The organism is Petrimonas sp., assembly GCF_963921705.1.
GTDB lineage: Bacteria > Bacteroidota > Bacteroidia > Bacteroidales > Dysgonomonadaceae > Petrimonas > Petrimonas sulfuriphila.
Genome location: NZ_OY997410.1, coordinates 447801 through 466619, shown reverse-complemented (window position 1 = coordinate 466619; position 18819 = coordinate 447801). Strand labels below are relative to the sequence as shown.

Genomic DNA, 18819 nt, shown 5'->3' with positions numbered 1-18819 from the left:
TTTACCGTTGTGAACGGTTTTTTTAATGAAACAAAAAAAAGTAGGATGGCATGTGGCAAACCGGTTGATTTGCATGTGGCAAACAGCGTTGCCGTGTGGATGTAAAATATTATATAACCCCCCAGGGGGTCATAGTCATAGTGAAGGGAGTCGTGTATGTTGAATGTGAAAAAATCATCGCAACGTCTAAATATATTGCAAAGATAAAGGAATAATTTAAGAAAATGATAAAAATGCTGAAAAAATGGAGGTTAAACAATAAAAATAAAACCGGCTACCAGGAAGACCAAGAAAATCAGAAAAGTAATCGTTTTTTACGGATAGAGATGTAAGCTGTTATGAAAGTTATTATTCAATTTCAAGTATTAGCTTGTCGTTCAGTAATTTTTCTTTTAACAGTGTGTAATCAATATCCTGTACCGCTTTTTTTTGATCTATTGCTTGGCATGCAGCCGTTGCTGCGGATTGCCCCAGTACCATAAATACGGGTTCCATACGAATAGACCCAAACGCAATATGGGTTGCGCTTAAGCACACGGGCACCAGTAGGTTTTCGCATTCATCTTTTTTAGGAACGATTGATCGATAGCTTATCGGATAAGGATTAGGGACATGAGCTTCCACGTTCCCTTCGTTCTGCACAAAACCGTTGGCATCGACATATCGTTTTACGTGGTGCGAATCCATACCGTAAGCTCCCATACCCACAGGATCTTCAACGACCTCTATTCGTTCGCAATTTTTCTGCGTCATAACATATTCGCTTTTCATGCGGCGGGCCTCCCGGATATAAAGCTGTTCTTGCCAGCCGTTGCTTCTCTTTTCATATTCATCCTTACAGGTACCCCACTTTGATACCGCATCCCTTACTTTTTGAGGAATCCGGGGATGATAAGCCAATGTCCACATTAATCCCTGCTGATAGTTGCGATGAGCCTGAACGATTTTTTCCCTCTCTTCATAACTTGCTTCGGGATAATCGTAGTTCTGCCCGATAAAATCGGTGGAAAATCCTTTTTGATTGTTTGTGTCCGTTTTCCTGTTCGGCATGGGTGAATTTATCCAGGGAACCAGTTTATCGCCGTAAGTATACATTTCTTCAATCGGACCGATGGCCGCTTCGTAATTTCTGAAAAGGAGTTCATAATTTATCTCCTTGTAGTTGTCCGGTTTTTTGAAAGGAATCCTGTTCTCGGGGTGATCCGTCAGTGTCATTCGGAAACAGTATGCCTGGATACCTTTGTCTCCGTGTCCATCAATCCCCGGTTTTCCTCCTTCAACGATGTAGGGTAACAAACCACTGCTTGGGTCGCCTTTAACCACGTAAGGATCTACTGCATCGATAAAATTATGGTTATGGGCGTTTCTGGAAAGCGTCCATTTTAAAGTCCTGTTTATTCTGTTTGCCTGAATACCGTTCAACGTTTCTCCATATTCGTTATTTGATTCTCGGCCAACGCTGTACGATACTTTGGCTGCTGCCATTAAGTCGCCCTCATAGGTTGCGTCGATAAACATTTTCCCGGTATACCTTTTGCCATTCTCCATTTCAATGGAGACAATTCGGCCTTCTTTCTTGATTACTCCGGTTTCCCTGTTTAATCTTTCTCCGTACACAATATCGACTTTTTCATGAGAGAGCATTTGATGATACACCTTCAAGGCTGCGGAAGGTTCAAATGTCCACATGGCATCTTCACCTTTTTCGGTTCTTGTTTGCCCTTCGTCTACATAATCACTTCTTTCTTGCCATTTCCAGTTTTCAGGAATTTGGTAGTACTTGCCAATATTTTGGTAAAACTCTCTGGAGATTCCGCCCACCACGTGCTTGTTTCCGATATCCGTTTGACCCAGTCCTCCTGTAGTCAGCCCTCCGAGTCTTTTACCCGGTTCGATAAGTACGACCGATTTGCCCATTCTTGAAGATTGAATAGCGGAGGCTATGCCTGCGGATGTGCCGCCATAAACAACAACATCGTAACTTTTTGTTTTTTGGCCAAAAGAGGTTACAATAAAAAAAGCGAGAATAATGTTTGTCAATAATAATCTCATAGTCTGTTTTTTTGAAGTTATTCTCATCCAAGATGATTGTGTTAATCCTGGGGTTATCTGTTTTTCAATTCCCGAATATAATTTTCAGTGAAATGACGGAGCGTTATGTGATCGGTTATGTCGTTTTGCGAGCATAGTTTTTCGCAGGATTTATAGTTCAAATATATATAAATTTATAGATATGGTCAAAGAAAAATAAAATTTACTTTTGCGGTGGAATTACTAACTTAGCCGGGACACAGAGTTAAGCATAAACGCTTATTTTTGTGTAATATGAGAAAACAAAGAACCCATTTTGACAAGGCATTCAAAGAGAATGCGGTCAAACTCAGTTTAGAACGCAAGAATATTTCCGAGCTTGCACAGGAATTGGGTATTGCCCCCTTTCTTTTATATCGTTGGCGGAAAGAATACCAGCAGAAAGGAGAAGCCAGTTTCCCCGGACACGGTGTCCAGTCATTAAGTGAAGATACCAAAAGGATTGCTGAACTGGAAAAACGCCTTGGCGAGGCTGAAACGGAGCGGGACATATTAAAAAAAGCTTTGAGCATCATCTCCAAGAGAGATCGTTGATCTATCTCTTTATAAAGGAATATAACTCGAAACAATGGACGGTCGAGGTGATGTGCAGAGTACTGAAAGTCCCCAGGAGCAGTTATTACCGCTGGCTTAAAGATCCGGAGGGCCAACGTAAGCGCAAATATATGGAGCTGGACGAAAAGATCAGGGATGCATATTTTGCAGCCAGGGGACGCAATGGAAGCCCCCGGCTGGCAAAGGATTTGCAGGTATCCGGAACTCCTGTCTCGAGAACCACTGTAGCATGCCACATGAGGAAAATGGGCTTGCGCAGCAAACTCTCGAGACGATTCAAAGTGACGACGGATGCCTCTCACAACTATAAGGTTGCTCCAAATCTGTTGAATCGCGAATTTAATCAGAATGAGCCTGTGAAAGCGTGTGTCTCTGACCTGACGTATATTCCGTGTAAGGATGGATTTCTTTATCTGACCTGTGTGCTGGATCTTTTTGACCGCAAACTGATCGGATGGTCCATAAGCGATCATATGAATGCATCCCATACCGTAGTTCCGGCCATCAGGATGGCCAATAGGAACAGACCTTTTGGAGAAGGAATGATATTTCATTCTGACCGGGGCATACAATATGCTTGCAAACAGACTGTCAATCTGTTGAAATCCTTGAAGCTGGAACAAAGTATGAGTGGAAAGGGAAATTGTTGGGATAATGCCGTGGCTGAAAGCTTTTTCAAAACTTTCAAATCTGAATTGGTCTATGGTACCAAACTCAAAACAAGAGAGCAAATGCGCTTGTATGTATTTGAATATATTGAATCCTGGTATAATCATAAAAGAAGATTCTCAGCATTGGGAAACTTAACCATTGATGAATTTTGGAATCAGTATAATATTAAAAAAGAATCAATTAAAAATGTCGCTTAACTTTTTGTCTCAATTAAGTTTGCAAGTCCACGGTGTTGTTGAAAAATAAATGGCTTTAAAGAACTATTATTATTCAAGAAATGACAATTCTGAAGATACCCCACGTATCATCCCCGAAAACTCCAAACTTTGCGGATTGCTAGATTAGGTTGAAATATTTAAGTCATCCGAATTAATTCGTTTTTCTAATAGATATCAAGTAAGGAGATCCTTTACTGTTCATTTGTGAATGCATAGAGTCCAAGCAACTATTTTTGAAAGGACACTCCCAAAAATCTCATCCGATAATGCTTTAAAGAATACCCTAAATTTGAAAATTAACAGTTGCTTGGAACTCTTGTATGATTTAATCAAATGCTTGGATGACGTGGTAAATTAACTAAGCCTCTTTCCATTGTTTTCTCAACAGGTCGAGCGCAGCCGGGACAACTACCTTTCGGTCGCCCTGGCAACCGCATTCAAAGCTGACGTACTTATCGTAACCGATCATTTTCAATCCGCGGAAACCGTTCACGTAGTTGTCGGCTTCTCCGTCTTCTCCCGGCATGCTGCGGCGCTTACGGCTGGCCATATGCACGTGTTGCAGGTATTTTCCCGCTGAAACGAAAGCCGCCATGTCACACGTTTCTTCCCACGTCATGTGCCAGAAGTCTCCCAGACAGGTAACTCCGGGGTTGTTGATGTCGCGGCATATGGATGCAGCATCCGCCACCTGGCGGAGGTAAAAGGCTTCCTTTCGGTTCAGAGGCTCCAGGATAACCGTTGTGCCATACTTTTGAGCCGTGTTGCCCATTTCGTTGAACTGCTCACACAGGAAATCGCGCGTTTCTTGTGTATGTGGCATCACCGGCACCTGCGAATTGAACGCCGGAACGATGATCACTCCCGTTGAGCCAAGTTCACCGCCCAGGATGATCAGTTCTTCCATCGTGTCACGGCATTTCTTGCGGATAGCGGGATCGGTAGAAAGAATGAATCCTTCGAAGCCGGCGCAAACGGCGCTAACTTTGATGTTACGCCCTTTTAACGCATCCTTGAACTCTTGCATCCTGCCTTTCATCCCCCTGCCGTGGGGCTCGAACCCCACCACGCCGTGTTCTTCCATAAAGTCGAACTTTTCGTTCAGGTTTGCACCGGGAGCTGTCCCTTCCTGAAACGATATTCTGAGCTCTGCCTTGATCGGAAAGGCGGGAGGAGTACCGGCCGGGGTTTCACCCGCGAAAGCGCTCAGGGACTTTCCAAGGCCGGCTACAGCGGCACCGGCAAGTGATGATTTGATGAATTTTCTTCTGTCTATCGTCATGATTATAACGTATTTATTCTTTTATTTGGCACTTCCCGGCACAGGGACAGTAAAGCCTTTCATGTCCATCTTGCCGATGTTCAGGTCTGCCGGGGTATAATCCAGGGGAGCCGCCGCCATGGCGTCCCAGGTGGTCTCCTGGCCGCTGTAGGCCGCCTCGCGTCCCATGATGGCTGCCAGGTTGGAAACTGCCGTTTCGGATGCCTGTTCGATGGGGGTGTTTGCCCGGATACAGTTAATCAGGTTCACGTGTTCCAGCGTGTAGGGGTCGGTCTGCTTGAAGTTCGCCTTTTCAGCCTCACCGTCGTATTGCCAGAGGACGTTTCCGGCCAGATCCTTGATCACGTGCCCGCCCTGGCTTGTCCACGAACCTTTTGTTCCCTGGATGAATTCGCTCACGTTGTTGGCGCATCCGTCAATCTGGCGGCACATGCTGTGCAGGTGGATCCCGTTCTCCATGGTGAAATCCACACTGAAATTATCGTACTGGTCTCCGGTCACGCGGCGCTGGCGGGAGCCGAAGGCGACTGCTTTCGCCGGTTTCAACCCGCTGAACCAGGTAAACACGTCGATGTTGTGGACGTGCTGTTCCACGATGTGGTCTCCCGACAACCATTTCCAGTTCACCCAGTCGCGGACCATGAATTCGAAATCGCTCCAGGCGGGTTGGCGGTCGCGGTACCACAACATGCTCTGGTTCCAGTAGACGGCTCCCCCGGTGATCTCCCCGATAAGGCCGCCCATGATCTGTTTGTATGACTCAACGTATGAGCGTTGGTGGTGGCGCTGCGTTCCGGTGACAACGCTTAAATTCTTGGCCTGGGCCTGTTTGGCTGTCGCCACGATGGTGCGGTATCCCACCGAATCCACGCAAACCGGTTTTTCCAGGAAACAATGCTTGCCCTGTTCCACGGCATACTTGAAATGTTCCGCGCGGAAAAACGGCGGCGTGCAGTCGATCAGGATATCAATCCCGCTGTCAATGACCTGCTTGTACGCATCCAGGCCCACGAAACGCTTGTCGGCCGGCACATCGATGCTTTTTTCCGCTTTCAGCTTGTCGGCCAGGCCGTTCACCTTGTCTTCGAACACGTCGCCCAACGCCACGATCGTAACACCGTTAGCGGCATTCAGGAAATTCATGGCGGCGCCCGATCCTCTTCCTCCGCAACCGACAACACCAGCTTTCAACTCTTTTCCGTCTGTAGCCAGGTCCACCAACTCCGGCACATAGTACGTTCCGGGTTCTTTCAGGGGAACCGTCACATCCTTTTTCTCACCGTTGCAAGAGGTTAAAAAACCCGTCGTTCCGGTCCCGATCACGCCTGCTGCTCCGGCAACAGCCGAAGTTTTAAGAAATGTTCTTCTCGTTAAGTTGTTCTCTCTTTTCATATGGTTATATTTTTTTTGTTTGTTATGCATCATTTATTTAACAAGGTCAAGTTTTGCCATCTCGTGAATATTCGCTATTCAATCCATTTCTGCCATTTTGTATGATTATCGCCTCCCGATTGTACCATCATTTCTACGAATTGCATTCCCCTTACCCCGTCGTATACGGTAGGAAAGTCGGTAATCAGTTCACCCGGATTGTCTCCGCTTTCTCTGGCCATGACGGCCAGGGCAAAATTGCGGTAAATATTGGCAAAGGCTTCGATGAATCCTTCGGGATGGCCGGCAGGCGTTCTTGTATTCCATTTTGCCAGGTCGCTTAGAAATTCATTGTTTCCCATGTAAAGCTCTTCAGCGGGCCTGTCCCCCCACCTGAGGGTCAACCTGTTCGAATCCATCTGTCTCCACTCCAATCCGCCTTTATCACCATACACACGCAGACGGATATTGTTTGCCTCACCGGTAGCTATCTGGGTAGCCATCAGCACTCCGGTAACCCCCTCTTCCATTCGCAGCAGGGATGCCCCGTCGTCGTCCACCGGGCGTCCCTCCACGTACGTTTGCAGATCTGCACACACCTCCAGCACTTTTAGACCGGTAACGTATTCTGCCAGGTGCCAGGCATGCGTTCCTATGTCGCCCATGCAACCGGCCTTGCCCGTGGTCTTTGGATCGGTTCTCCATCCGGCATTATTCCCTCCCTGCAGCTCTATGCGTTGCGACAGCCATCCCTGGGTATACTCCACGTATACTTTGCGCAGTTTACCCAGTTCTCCGCTTGCGATTCTTGCCTTTGCCTCCTTGACTGCCGGATATCCCGAGTATACGTGGGTCAGCGCCAGAACCAGTCCCGTCTCTTCCACCTTCTCCTTCAGCTTGAGGGCCTCTTCCAGTGAAAAAGTCATCGGTTTGTCGATAACCACGTGAAACCCTCTTTGCAATGCCATCATAGCGGGTTCAAAATGCCACTTGTTCGGTGTGACTATGGTTACAAAATCCATCCGTTCTCCGGCAGGCAGCTCCATCTCCTTCTCGAACATCTCCCGGTAGGAGTCGTAAATCCGGTGATCCGGGAGGAAATATTCCCTGCCTGAGCTTCTGGAGATTTCAGGATTGACGCTGAAGCAGCCACAAACCAGCTCAATGTAGTTGTCCATAAAGGCAGCACGACGGTGTATGGCCCCGATAAAGGCATCGCTGCCGCCGCCGATCATGCCCATTTTCAGTTTTCTCTGTTTCATAATTATGCAATGTTTACGTAGTTGAAATTAGTTTGAAAATAGCTTCGGAAGTCATGTCCGCTGTACCGCTACCCGGTCCCTGACATCTTCCCTGAACAGGAACAGGAACCCGGCAAGGAAAATGATTGCCATGACGAAAGGAACCGTCCATATGGATATCCAGTCGTACTTTCCCTGTTCGGAATAGAGGTCCACCACGTTTCCGGCAATCAACGTGCCGAGGTATTTGCCTACCCCGTACGTGGCAAAGGCGATGAGCCCCTGTGCGGAGTTGCGCAGCGAGGAGGGAGCTTTCTCATCCACGAAGAGCTGGCCGGCGACGAAAAAGAAAGTGAAGCAGAAACCGTGGAGGGGCAATACGGCGAAGATGAATCCGTTTTGTCCGGTGTGCGCCCCCAGCGTGAACAGCCCGTACATCAGGATCCATGCCGCGATGGCGGCGAGGATGCTTCCCTTGTAGCGTAACTTGAGGAAGAAGATGGGGAAAGTGAACAGGAAGATCACTTCGGCAACCTGGCCGAGGCTCATGGCGGCGGCGGCATTTTCGATCCCCACATCGGTAATGAAAAGGTTTGTAAAGGAGTCATAGAATGCCAGCGGGATGCAGATGAGCGCCGAGAAGACGAGCAGGACCAGGAAAGACCTGTCCCTGGTCAGTTTGAACGCGTCGAACCCGAGCAGTTGGCGTACGCCCGCTTTCTCGACGGTCCGCACGGGAGCGTTGTGGGGCAGGGTCAACGCATATACTCCGGCCAGCAGGGAGATGCCTGCCCCGATCAGGAAAGGGGTGGAATAGGGTTCAATCTTCAGGGCGCTGATCAGAAGCCCGGAGCAGATCCACCCAAACGAGCCGAAAAGCCTTATCTTGGAAAATTCCTTGGCCGGATTCCCCAGGTTTGCGAACGAGATGGAGTTGGTCAGCGACATGGTGGGCATAAAGCAGACGCTGTAGAGCAACAAGACGGGAAAAAACAAGGAGAACGATTCGATGCGGGTCAGGGAAAAAAGCAGTACTGCCCCCACGATGTTCAGGAATGCCAGCACCCTGTTTGCCGAGAAAAACCGGTCGGCGATCATTCCCACGATCACCGGTGAGATGATGGCTGCTATGGCGGCGGTGCTGTAGGCCAGGCCGATTTGAACTCCGGAAAAGTCGAGGGTCCTTCCCAAATAGGTTCCCATGGTCACGTACCATGAACCTTGAATAAAGAACTGGAAGAACATCATGGCGGATAGTTGAATCTTCTTGTTTTTGTTTTCCATAAATAATTTAAATTTTATCCAAATACTGTTATTGATTGAATGTATCAAAATGGTTTAAGGTGTAATATAAGCTTAATTGGAACATTGATTTATAACATGTTTCTCAAATATTCTTTAACATTAATCATCTGAATCTTAAATATTGTTGACGCATCAAAGTTATGCAAAATAATGTACAGTGTGATGTATTTGAGTTAATAAATAATGTGTATTCCTGTTGCAGCAATATTCATCCTCTTTTTGTGTGACTTTTTGTATAGAAAAGAAACATCGAAAAAAACAGGGCTGTGACAGCGAATCCTGTTCCGTAGGAGATGGGTCTTGAAAGGGCAAACCCTTCGGGTGCAAGCATGATGTAGGTTGTCACCACGGCAGTCATGAACAGGGCGGGGAGCAGGGTTATCCAGTACGTTTTTCTTTTCTGGAACAGGTAGACCGTTATGGTCCAGAGAACGACGGTTGCCAGGGTCTGGTTGGACCAGGCAAAATAGCGCCAGACCACATCGAAGTTTATCTTTGTAAGCATAAATCCCACGGCGAAGAGCGGAATCGTGATGACCAGCCTGTTCCTTACCGGCTTCTGGTTGAACCCCAACAGGTCTCCGACGGTAAGCCTGGCGCTCCTGAAAGCGGTGTCCCCGGAAGTGATCGGCGCCGCCACGACTCCCAGTATGGCCAGTACCGCCCCGACTTTTCCCAGCAGGGAGTTGGAGATTTCATTCACCACCCAGGCGGCGTTCTGTATCGTCCCTGATTTTTGTTTACAGTTTTGTTAGTTATTTAATTTATTATTCTCTATAAATTTATAGAGAATAATTTTCATTCAGATAGGAAACTTACTTCTCTATTTTTATAGTAAGTTTTCCAGTGTTTTCTAAATTCCCCTGTATGTTTAGCAGCCTCACTTGGAGTTCTCATATCCAGGCTGGCATGAGGCCTGTGGCAATTATAAATCATAATTATGCGTTTGAGTTGCCTTTTTGCATCATTCAGCGACATCAAAAGCATCATAACTTCTCCCTCTGGTAGTACGCTTGCCTTGTTTTGCCAAACAACTCACAAAAATCACACAGGCTGACAGTTTGGTAATATGTGCGCAGCGTGTTTATTGTTTGGCACCACGCTTTTTTTTATATCTATCTGCAAGTCCCACTCTGCAATATCAATTAATGTGCTTAGAGCAGATGTTTTAAGCTTTTCTTTATTAAACTCATCCTCTAATAGACGAATTTTATGCTCTAACTCAAGCTCTCTGGAACTCTTTGAGCTTGTTGAAGCCAAAACTCTATCATGCTTTATTTGTTCAATAGTCGTTAATTAAATACAAATGTATACCTATTATTTGGAAAGCAACATAGAAGTGTCCGGTTAAGGACATGCTAATTGTTTTATATTGCATATATTGAGTTTGTTACGATCATTTTTTCATCCCTCCTCATTCGATTCATTTGTAGTCTGTTACGCTTTGTGGCCTGAAATACAGTAGACGTCGTCGAGGTGACTGTCTTTGCAGACAAAGAGAATGTATTTCATATCGGCAACGAATTTTTACCTGAATCTTCCAGAGGGAGAAAAATTCCCGCCCGAAGGCCTGTTATAAGCAATTCGGGTGGGGAAAAAGTATGAGAGAGAACTGAAAAATTAATGTAAACGGCTTCACAGCCTAATGTGAGATGAGTTCACACGGTAATATGAAGCGATCTCATACGTTGAGGACATATTCAAACTCACAATAACCAGTGTAGTCGCCGTGGTCAATGTCATTAAAGAGAATCATACTTTTGGGAATTGCCAAGGGCTTCTGTACGTTTTTGATAGATATTTATCGGCTTCGGGATTATCCACAAACTGCCGTGTATTTGGGTCATATACGACTCGTGAGCCAGTTCGATGCGAGATATTAGCACAATGCGCTATAATCGTAGAGAATGCGCCTTTCTCAATTGGGCAGTGTGTGTCTGTTGACTTGTTCAGAATACATTTGCACCAATTGGTCATGTGTTCATGAATGCCGCCATCTTCAGATTTGCCGGTGAGTTGAATCTTATCGACTAAAGGCTTTCCGTCGGCATCATGTTCAGGGATGACTTCATAGCCATTTCTGTCGCAGACCAATGTTGCTTTACTGCCAATCCATGCGATCCCTTTGTCTCGATTATAAAGGTGAGCAACTTGCTGAGTCCACTCAATATGGAACTTCTTGTATTGAATGATGGTAGTCAGGCAACTCGGAGTCTCATTGAACGATGTCGGGTCTTTATATGCTGTCGAAAATACTGCTTCGGGATATTCTCGATCGCATAGGCCTAATGCTTTTAGACCGTCGTAAGCCGAATCAATCCAATGTACGCCCCAATCGGTCTGCTGCCCACCGCCGTAATCCCAATAAGCGCGCCATCTGCGGAAGCGATATTCATTGAATGGCCTTTCGGGAGCCGGACCAAGCCACATATTATAGTCGAGGGTTGATGGTGCTTCCGAATCTTCAACTACAGAGGACGGATTTGTCGTCTGGCACAGCCAAGTTTGTACTTTATACACATCGCCGAGGATACCAGACTTTAATATTTCGTTGGCTGCTACAAAATAACGCTGGCTTGTCTGCCACAATCCGCATGAGGTAATACCTTTATATTTATTCTTGATATCTACCATTGCGTTGCATTCTGCGATTGAATTGCCAACCGGTTTTTCGACATAAACTGCTTTTCCAGCCTTCAAGACTTCAGCAAAGATATATGCGTGCCAATGATCGGGCGTTCCAACAATAACCCCATCAATCTCTTTGACTTTAAGCAACTCGCGAAAGTCTGTAAATGCTTTCATAGAAGTAGTTCGTTCAGGAAAATTTTTCTGAAACGTTTTCATCTGTGCATCAAGACGCTCTTTGTTTACATCGCACAAGCCAAGACAATGTACCCAAGGGTTACCTGACATTGCAGCCCACAGATCGGCGCATCCCATTCCAAGTCCAACTACGCCCAGATTGACGCGGCCAATGATATCCTCTTCTTTCCTGTTTGTTGCAGCCGAGGATATCATTGGCGAAAGGCCAAAACCAGCAGCAAGCATTGTCGAATTCTTTAGAAAATTTCTTCTTGTTGTCATAATTGTTCTGTTTATAGTTTTCTAATCCAAATATTTCTGAAACTGATAGGTTTACTTGCATCTCCGTGACTTTGAAGACGAATTGGCCCCGCTCCATGTTTGACGACCTTAGGGAAGCCAATATATGTGGTAGTTCCAAGAATTGTTGTGTTGTTTTGAATAAGAACGCCGTTGTGCAAAACTGTTATGTGCGGTGGCATTCTATAGGATCCGTCGTCTTTGAAAATAGGAGCGGTGTATATGACATCATAAACGTTCCATTCTCCAGGCGGGCGCATGGCATTCACCAAAGGACGAGTCTGCTTATAAATACTTCCGGCCTGACCGTTTGAGTATGTTTTATTGTTGTAATTGTCGAGTATCTGAAGTTCATATTTGTTTTGAAGAAAGATGCCGCTATTACCACGAGACTGACTCGATCCAGCAATATCTTTTGGAATACACCATTCAATATGCAACTGAAAATTCTCAAACGATTCTTTCGTCTGTATGTCTCCGACATCTTTCTTGACTGTGAATGTACCGTTGTTATTGACAGTCCAACCAGCTGATCTGCCGTCTTTAGAGTTCACCCACGCCGAAAGATCTTTACCATCGAAAAGAACGATAGCATCAGACGGAGCAGAATTGGTCATGATGTTACCCGGTGTTACTATCTCGGGTTGGGGAAGCCAGAATTCTGACATGTTTGGCTCCATTTTCCCCGACTCGGGATAAGTATCTTGTGCATTAACTATGCCTCCAGACAAGAACAAGACAAGTAGCACGAATAGATTGAATAATTTTTTTTTCATAAAAATTGACTTTTAATTGTAAAGATATAGTTTAATAACCGGGATTTTGATTCAAAGCTCCTTTGTATTCAAGAATATACCTGTTGGGTATTGGGAATACGACCTTATAATCGTCTGTCTGACTGTTGGGAATATTACGTGCAAACTCAATAAATTTGCCAAAACGAATCAGGTCTGTCCGGCGATGTCCCTCACAATACAATTCGTGGCCTCGTTCGAGTAGAAGCATATCGAAATAATTGTCAGTATTTGTATAGTCTGAGAGATTCAAACTCTCCAACCCAACACGATTACGCACTTGATTGATCAAATCCATACATTCTTGTGTAACTCCATCCTGATTTGCGATGCATTCAGCCAAACTCAAAAGGACATCCGAATAACGGAAAACAGGAACATCAATGCCGGATCGATCGCCTTTCTGATTGGGATCAACAGTATATTTCAAGGGCATAGCCCCCTTTCTCATAGCAGTTCCCGGATTTGCTTGATTAATAAGTTTACCATCAGCAGTTGAAACATATTCGCCTATTATATTTTCCAAACGTTTGTCATTCTTTTCGAATGTATTATAAAAATCCCAAGGCATTCTATAACCACCCCACATTTGAATGTCAGAATTTGAATATGGGACACCTGCAGCAATGGTGTGGGTTACCCATCCGTTTACGTAATTCTCGTTGTCACAAGGAATAGACCAGATGTTCTCGTCGTTGATTTCTGTTTCTAATGAAAAGCAGTCATAATAATTGTCGAGCAGACGATAGCCGTATTTCGCATTTGTTAATTCACGGGCAACAGTTTCTGCTTCACTCCACCTTTTCTGATGCATATACAACTTAAGCAACATCATATTAGCAGCGCCTGCATCGACACGCCCCCATTCAGATGCTTTAGTTGGTAACATCGAAATAGCATCCTTCAGTTCATTTTCAATCATCGCAACATATTCTGCTTCAGTCGGACGTTCCAATATTATGTTGCTCTGGAGATTTGCTAAATCCTCATCAGAAGCTACCGGTACAGGACCATAATAATCCAATAGCAGATACATTAGCCAGCCTCTTAATGCTTTTAATTCCCCTTTATAATTTTGCTTAAATGCTTCTGATACATCAGCTGCATCTAATTGCAAAATAATATTCCTAATCTGACTGACATTTTTATACCTTCCAAATAAATTGCCCAATTGATCAATATTGCTGGCTGTCCATGAGTGAGTGTGCATCATTTCCCATGTCCCTCCGTCGCCCCATTGGCAATCCAATATATCCGTAGTTACTTCCGATTGGATATTTATGCCAGCGCGGCCATGGGAATAGATGCCGCCTCCACCGTATGTATTAATATGGAACAGATGATATGCTGCTGTAACAGCTGCCTTCAAGTCGGATTCGTTCTTGTAGAAGTTCTCCGGCATAATTTGGTCGTAATCTTCCCGCTCCAAACTGCATCCGCCAAATAAAAACAATAGAGCTGCAGAAAATATACTGGTTTTTAATATGGTATTTATCATTTTATTATAATTTTTTGAGTTAGAACTTAATATCAACACCTAACGTGAATGTCCGTTGATTCGGATAGGCAGCCATAGAGTCTGTCTCTGGATCAGTACCGGAATAAGGGGTGATAATGAACGGATTTTGAGCGTCAACAAAAAATCGGACACTAGAAGCGATTTTCCCAATCACAGCCTGTGGAAGTGAATAGCCCAACGTAATGCGACCACGAATAAACCACGCATTTTCGAGGAAGAAGTCACCGGTACCATATTTTGAATTGGCCTGGAAAATGGATGGAACATTGGAATTCATATTTTTGTACGACCATCTGTCATTTACTTCAGAATACATTTTTTTGCCTTCTCTGACTCTGAAGGATTCTGACAAAAAATATGCTCTTGTATCGTTTATTTTCCAGCGATTAAACATCCCATAGGTATAAATATTCAAGTCAAAACCTTTATATGTCAAACTGTTATTCAGACCTACACTAACGGGTGTATTTACTCCGACTTTAACCAAATCGGCATTATCGATTTTACCATCTGGAGAACCTGAATATTGAGGTTTTCCGTCCTCATCGAGCTCTCTGTTACCATCACTGTCAACTTTATATCCGTTGACATCCAATATTTTTACTGTACCTGGAATCGCTCCGAATTGTTTGATATATTCTGTATCGTCAACACTAACCAATCCATCCGATTTGTAATACCACAATTCACGGAACTGAGCGTTGTAGCTGTTGTATATATCCGGTTTCCAACTTGCATCGCGCTTTTTCCATCGGTCACGGTAGTAAGTAACAATTAAATCAGTTGTCCATGTCATATCTCTATGATTTAAATTGTTGCTGCGTAAGCTAAATTCAATACCTTTGCTTTGCTTTTCTGCATCCAGATTGGCAGCAATAGTATTTACTTCTTGATACGACATTAAACTTTTTGTTCCGAGAATATCATAGACTGTCCTATCAAAATATTCGATGCTTCCGGTTATTTGTTGCTGCAAGAAGCCGAAATCAAGTCCAACGTTGAAGTCAGTTTGCTTCTCCCATGTTAGATCGGGATTTCCTATTGAAGCAAGTCCAATGCCAGTTTGGTACTTGTTCCCTAATATGTAATTCCAACCTGACGTATAATAGGTGTTGATTCCTGTTATGTTATCATTTCCTGTTCTCCCGTAGCCTACGCGCAACTTAAGTTCAGAAAGCCAATCACGCGTATTTACCATAAAGTTCTCTTCATGGATTTTCCAAGCTACCGCTATGCCAGAAAAGAATCCCCAACGATTATTCTCGGCGAAATTTGATGATCCATCTGCTCGTCCGTTCAACGTTAAAAGATACTTATTTTTATATGAATAATTTATGCGAGAGATATAAGACGCCATTTCGGACGAACCTCCATAAGAGCCAACTCCAGGCTTTGCTCGTTTCCCTGCATTTAAATTGTGCCACAAAATGCCGTCGTAAGGAAATTCAGAATTATAAGCATCCATACCGTTCCATGTAAACTTTTGATATTCAAAGCCACCCAAAACAGCAAGACTATGATCATTCCATTCTTTCATCCAATTGGCAATGGTATTGAAGGAATAATCCGTCTTCTCGTTATTGGCAATTGAGGCATAACCTCCTTCCCTTTGACCGAAAATCACTGATCTTGGCAGATAATAGTTCCTTTTTCCTTGGTTCCTGTCAACACCTAACAATGCACGTACATTGAATCCTTTAAATGGGTCTATTTGAATATATGACGACATCAACAGCCTTTCTGTTCTCGATTTATCTGTGATTTCAAGCATAGAAGCCGGATTTACAGAAGTCGCACGCAACGGGTCTGTATTATAATTCCCATTTTCATCTTTTACTTTAATGGTAGGATTGAATTCCATGGCAGCTCTAATGATTCCGGAATTTTCGTTTGCGCCTGTTCCTAAAGGAACATTGCCTGTGTTTATATGACTTACATTTGCTGATAATCCACCACTCACGTACTTTGAAAACTTTTGATCCAAATTAAATCGGAGGGTGAATCTATTCATATCACTATTTTTGATAATGCCTTTTTGGTTGTAATAGCCTATTGATGACATATATCTTGTCTTATCAGTTCCACCAATTACTGATATATTTTGCTCGTTAATTAATCCATTTCTTGTAATAATGTCGTACCAATCGGTTCCTGTCACAGGATTTGCTATATCGCTATCAGTATATTGTGGCTCCCAGAGAGCCTTTCCTGCAGCTTGAGATTCGGCAATGGCTTGATCCAATGTTTTGGCACCGTAAGGATAAACAAGATTCTCCCGCATCCATGTTTCTTTAAGAGCTTCATTGGCTTCTGTCATGAATTCAGTAATATTCATCATTTTAGGTAAACCATAGTAGTTTTGCGTGGATATGCTTCCTTTATAGCTCACAACAGCCTTGCCTTCTTTTCCACGCTTGGTAGTAATTATAATTACACCACCTGCGGCTCTTGCGCCATAAATAGCTGTTGCAGAAGCGTCTTTTAGTACTTCTACCGATTCTATATCGTTGGGATTGATGGCATTCAAGCTGGTTTCAATATTTCCTATTGACCCAATGTAAGCGGAGCCGACTTGTGAAAACCCTGTTTGCGCAATGCCATCAATTACTATCAATGGGGATCGCCCTGAAGCTTCGCCTCGGATCTGCATGCTTACACTGCCACCAGGCTGTGCACTCACCTGCATGCTTGTCAAACCTGCAGCACGGCCTGCTAACATTTGAGAAATGGAAGTATTTGCAGCAGGTGGTAAATCCTTGGTGCGGACACTTGAAACTGCCCCTGTTAAGTCGACTTTTTTCTGTGTTCCATATCCCACAACCACTAATTCATCCAGTAATTCCATATCAGCTTCCATTATGACATCGATTGTGCTTCTTCCTGCCGTACTTATTTCCTGAGGTTTCATTCCCACATAAGTGATTTGCAATACAGCGTTTTCCGGCAAATTAGATAAAATGAAATTACCATCTATATCGGTTACTGTACCTTTTGTCGCATCTCCTTGAACAACAATTGTCGCTCCAATAACGGGCTCACCGTTTGAATCGGTAACGGTACCCCTCACGGTTTTTCCTTGCTGTTGAACAGTTTGAGTTAAATTTGTAAGAATACTAGCGGTTTCTTCAGCCTTTTTCGAGAGAACAATATAGTTTTTCTCAAAATCGTAACCGATATCTGTGCCGCTGAAGGTTTGGTTCAGGTATTCGGATACTTTGTCCGATTTGTTTTTCAAGCTTACTGTGCGCGAGGTGTTTACTTCGCGGTTGCTGTAAACGACCAGATAGTCCGTCTGTTTTTCAATTTCACTGATCAGCTGACTAACGGTTACAGAGTTAGATTTCAGTTCAATTATTGCATCCTGTGCGTTTGTATTTGTTGCCATCAGTTGAAGAGTGAAGGCAAACAATAGAAATAAGCAGATTTTCATGATGTTAAATAAATCTTTAAAGTCACTTTTTTTTATTAAAAAGTGATCGGATGAAGTGTTTATTTTCATATATTTGTGTGTTTAAAGTGAATAACTTAGACTTGTTGTTGAGTGTTTGCTTTATTATAAGCGATAGGTGTTGGCGCACTTATCGCTTTTTCTATCTTACGTTTTTTCTCATAGGCACATTTGTTTTTAAGGAATTAATAAATTTATTTTGTAATTGTGATAACGTTGTTTTCTGTATCTTTTTGAACATTGAACCTCTGTATTTTCTGAATTATCCTTAAGATCTCGTCGATACCATCGCGTTGGCGAAATTTTCCGGTGTAATGCACGTTGAATATTTCGGGGTCTTTTACCACGATCTTTACATCGTAGTAAAGTTGAAGTTTTTCGATAATGTCCAACAGCCGTTCATTTTCAAAGGTATAAATCCCGTCTTTCCAGAGGAAATAATCGGAGTTCTGAATTTTCCGGAGAGACATTTTTCCGTTTTTTACAACAATCTGTTCGTCGGGTTTTAGTGTAACGCTTGTATTTGGTGACTCTTTGCTGTAAACCATCAGCGAACCTTCTATGAGGTCGGTTTTGATATAGCCGGCTCCGGGATAGCTGTATACATTGAATTGGGTCCCGAGCACTTTCATTTCCATGCTCTGCGTAGAGACTATAAAGGGTTTCCTTGAATTCTCTGCCACATCGAAATATGCTTCTCCGGAGACAGTCACCCGCCTCGATCTCCCGGAAAAACGGGCCGGATAAGTGAGTGTGGATTGTGCGTTCAGCCACACTGAAGTGCCGTCTTGAAGCGTCAGGTGTGCCCGTTGTCCGGCAGGGACAACCAACGTGTTTATCTCCCTGTCGCTACCGTTATCTGTGAGAAGATATCGGGTGGCGAAAAAAGTGGAGGCAATGAGTATCAGCGCTGCTGCTGCATATTGCACGGCCAGTCGAACAACTTTTTGTCGCTTTTTTGTCTTTAATTGCTGTAGGAATTGTTGATAGCTCCTCCTGCCTTCCGATTCATTGGTTGAAAATTTGGATAAGTGCGTAAGCGCATATGTGTTTTGCATACGTACAAACTCCTCCCGCAAGAGTTCATTCTTTTCTAACTCATTGAACAATTCGGCGGTGTCGGATTGTCCCAGTTCTCCCGAGAAATATTTAAAGAGTTTTTCCTCCATTCTTTATCTGCTTTATTCATTAACGATCGAACGTGAAAAAACCACTAAG

Annotated in this window: 13 protein-coding genes and 1 pseudogene; 2 read left to right on the top strand and 12 right to left on the bottom strand. The window is 44.0% G+C overall.

The features are described from left to right. Positions 1-348: 348 nt before the first annotated feature. Positions 349-2052 (bottom strand): FAD-dependent oxidoreductase, encoded by a 1704-nt coding sequence (locus AACM02_RS01965; RefSeq protein WP_339115906.1) that lies wholly within the window; start codon positions 2050-2052, stop codon positions 349-351. A gap of 273 nt (positions 2053-2325) precedes the next feature. Here AACM02_RS01965 and AACM02_RS01960 point away from each other — a divergent pair, with 273 nt between their 5' ends. Continuing rightward, the gene (locus AACM02_RS01960) at positions 2326-2625 is read left to right on the top strand and encodes a transposase (protein ID WP_071135911.1); all 300 of its coding nucleotides are present in this window, start codon (positions 2326-2328) and stop codon (positions 2623-2625) included. Then, on the top strand, positions 2622-3515 hold the full coding sequence (locus AACM02_RS01955) for an IS3 family transposase (protein ID WP_332456298.1): 894 nt from the start codon (positions 2622-2624) through the stop codon (positions 3513-3515). The genes AACM02_RS01960 and AACM02_RS01955 overlap by 4 nt, the downstream gene beginning before the upstream one ends. 379 nt (positions 3516-3894) lie before the next feature. On the opposite strand, the gene AACM02_RS01950 is transcribed toward AACM02_RS01955, so the two are convergent. From AACM02_RS01950 to AACM02_RS01900, 11 genes and pseudogenes are all read right to left on the bottom strand, one after another. Then, positions 3895-4818 carry a sugar phosphate isomerase/epimerase gene (locus tag AACM02_RS01950; RefSeq protein ID WP_332457699.1) on the bottom strand — a complete coding sequence of 308 codons (924 nt, stop codon included), beginning with the start codon at positions 4816-4818 and terminating at the stop codon, positions 3895-3897. A gap of 21 nt (positions 4819-4839) precedes the next feature. Further along, positions 4840-6210 carry a Gfo/Idh/MocA family oxidoreductase gene (locus AACM02_RS01945; RefSeq protein ID WP_339115905.1) on the bottom strand — a complete coding sequence of 457 codons (1371 nt, stop codon included), beginning with the start codon at positions 6208-6210 and terminating at the stop codon, positions 4840-4842. A 74-nt stretch (positions 6211-6284) separates the two neighbouring features. Beyond that, complete coding sequence (locus tag AACM02_RS01940; protein WP_339115904.1) at positions 6285-7451, bottom strand: Gfo/Idh/MocA family oxidoreductase; 1167 nt, start codon at positions 7449-7451, stop codon at positions 6285-6287. Positions 7452-7502: 51 nt separating this feature from the next. Then, entirely contained in the window at positions 7503-8762 is a 1260-nt protein-coding gene (locus AACM02_RS01935) for an MFS transporter (protein WP_339115903.1), read from the bottom strand. A 181-nt stretch (positions 8763-8943) separates the two neighbouring features. Next, positions 8944-9453 (bottom strand): annotated as a pseudogene (locus AACM02_RS01930) (carbon starvation CstA 5TM domain-containing protein); the annotation flags it as partial. Positions 9454-9779: 326 nt separating this feature from the next. After that, entirely contained in the window at positions 9780-9995 is a 216-nt protein-coding gene (locus AACM02_RS01925) for a hypothetical protein (protein ID WP_339115902.1), read from the bottom strand. Between the two features lie 492 nt (positions 9996-10487). Continuing rightward, positions 10488-11822, bottom strand: coding sequence for a Gfo/Idh/MocA family oxidoreductase (locus AACM02_RS01920; RefSeq protein ID WP_339115901.1), 1335 nt, complete (start codon positions 11820-11822; stop codon positions 10488-10490). Positions 11823-11833: 11 nt separating this feature from the next. After that, the gene (locus tag AACM02_RS01915) at positions 11834-12616 is read right to left on the bottom strand and encodes a DUF1080 domain-containing protein (protein ID WP_339115900.1); all 783 of its coding nucleotides are present in this window, start codon (positions 12614-12616) and stop codon (positions 11834-11836) included. Between the two features lie 31 nt (positions 12617-12647). Then, a complete protein-coding gene (locus tag AACM02_RS01910; protein ID WP_339115899.1) occupies positions 12648-14132 on the bottom strand; it encodes a RagB/SusD family nutrient uptake outer membrane protein in 1485 nt (494 codons plus the stop codon). 19 nt (positions 14133-14151) lie between these two features. Beyond that, positions 14152-17652 carry a TonB-dependent receptor gene (locus AACM02_RS01905; RefSeq protein WP_339115898.1) on the bottom strand — a complete coding sequence of 1167 codons (3501 nt, stop codon included), beginning with the start codon at positions 17650-17652 and terminating at the stop codon, positions 14152-14154. A gap of 143 nt (positions 17653-17795) precedes the next feature. Continuing rightward, positions 17796-18770 carry a FecR domain-containing protein gene (locus tag AACM02_RS01900; RefSeq protein WP_339115897.1) on the bottom strand — a complete coding sequence of 325 codons (975 nt, stop codon included), beginning with the start codon at positions 18768-18770 and terminating at the stop codon, positions 17796-17798. Between the last annotated feature and the right edge of the window lie 49 nt (positions 18771-18819).

Excerpts from the sequence above, each read along its gene's own strand:
- AACM02_RS01940 (WP_339115904.1), bottom strand. The coding sequence starts at position 7,451 with ATGAAACAGAGAAAACTGAAAATGGGCATGATCGGCGGCGGCAGCGAT.
- AACM02_RS01950 (WP_332457699.1), bottom strand. The coding sequence starts at position 4,818 with ATGACGATAGACAGAAGAAAATTCATCAAATCATCACTTGCCGGTGCC.
- AACM02_RS01900 (WP_339115897.1), bottom strand. The coding sequence starts at position 18,770 with ATGGAGGAAAAACTCTTTAAATATTTCTCGGGAGAACTGGGACAATCC.
- AACM02_RS01920 (WP_339115901.1), bottom strand. The coding sequence starts at position 11,822 with ATGACAACAAGAAGAAATTTTCTAAAGAATTCGACAATGCTTGCTGCT.
- AACM02_RS01960 (WP_071135911.1), top strand. The coding sequence starts at position 2,326 with ATGAGAAAACAAAGAACCCATTTTGACAAGGCATTCAAAGAGAATGCG.
- AACM02_RS01910 (WP_339115899.1), bottom strand. The coding sequence starts at position 14,132 with ATGATAAATACCATATTAAAAACCAGTATATTTTCTGCAGCTCTATTG.
- AACM02_RS01945 (WP_339115905.1), bottom strand. The coding sequence starts at position 6,210 with ATGAAAAGAGAGAACAACTTAACGAGAAGAACATTTCTTAAAACTTCG.
- AACM02_RS01915 (WP_339115900.1), bottom strand. The coding sequence starts at position 12,616 with ATGAAAAAAAAATTATTCAATCTATTCGTGCTACTTGTCTTGTTCTTG.
- AACM02_RS01905 (WP_339115898.1), bottom strand. The coding sequence starts at position 17,652 with ATGAAAATAAACACTTCATCCGATCACTTTTTAATAAAAAAAAGTGAC.
- AACM02_RS01965 (WP_339115906.1), bottom strand. The coding sequence starts at position 2,052 with ATGAGATTATTATTGACAAACATTATTCTCGCTTTTTTTATTGTAACC.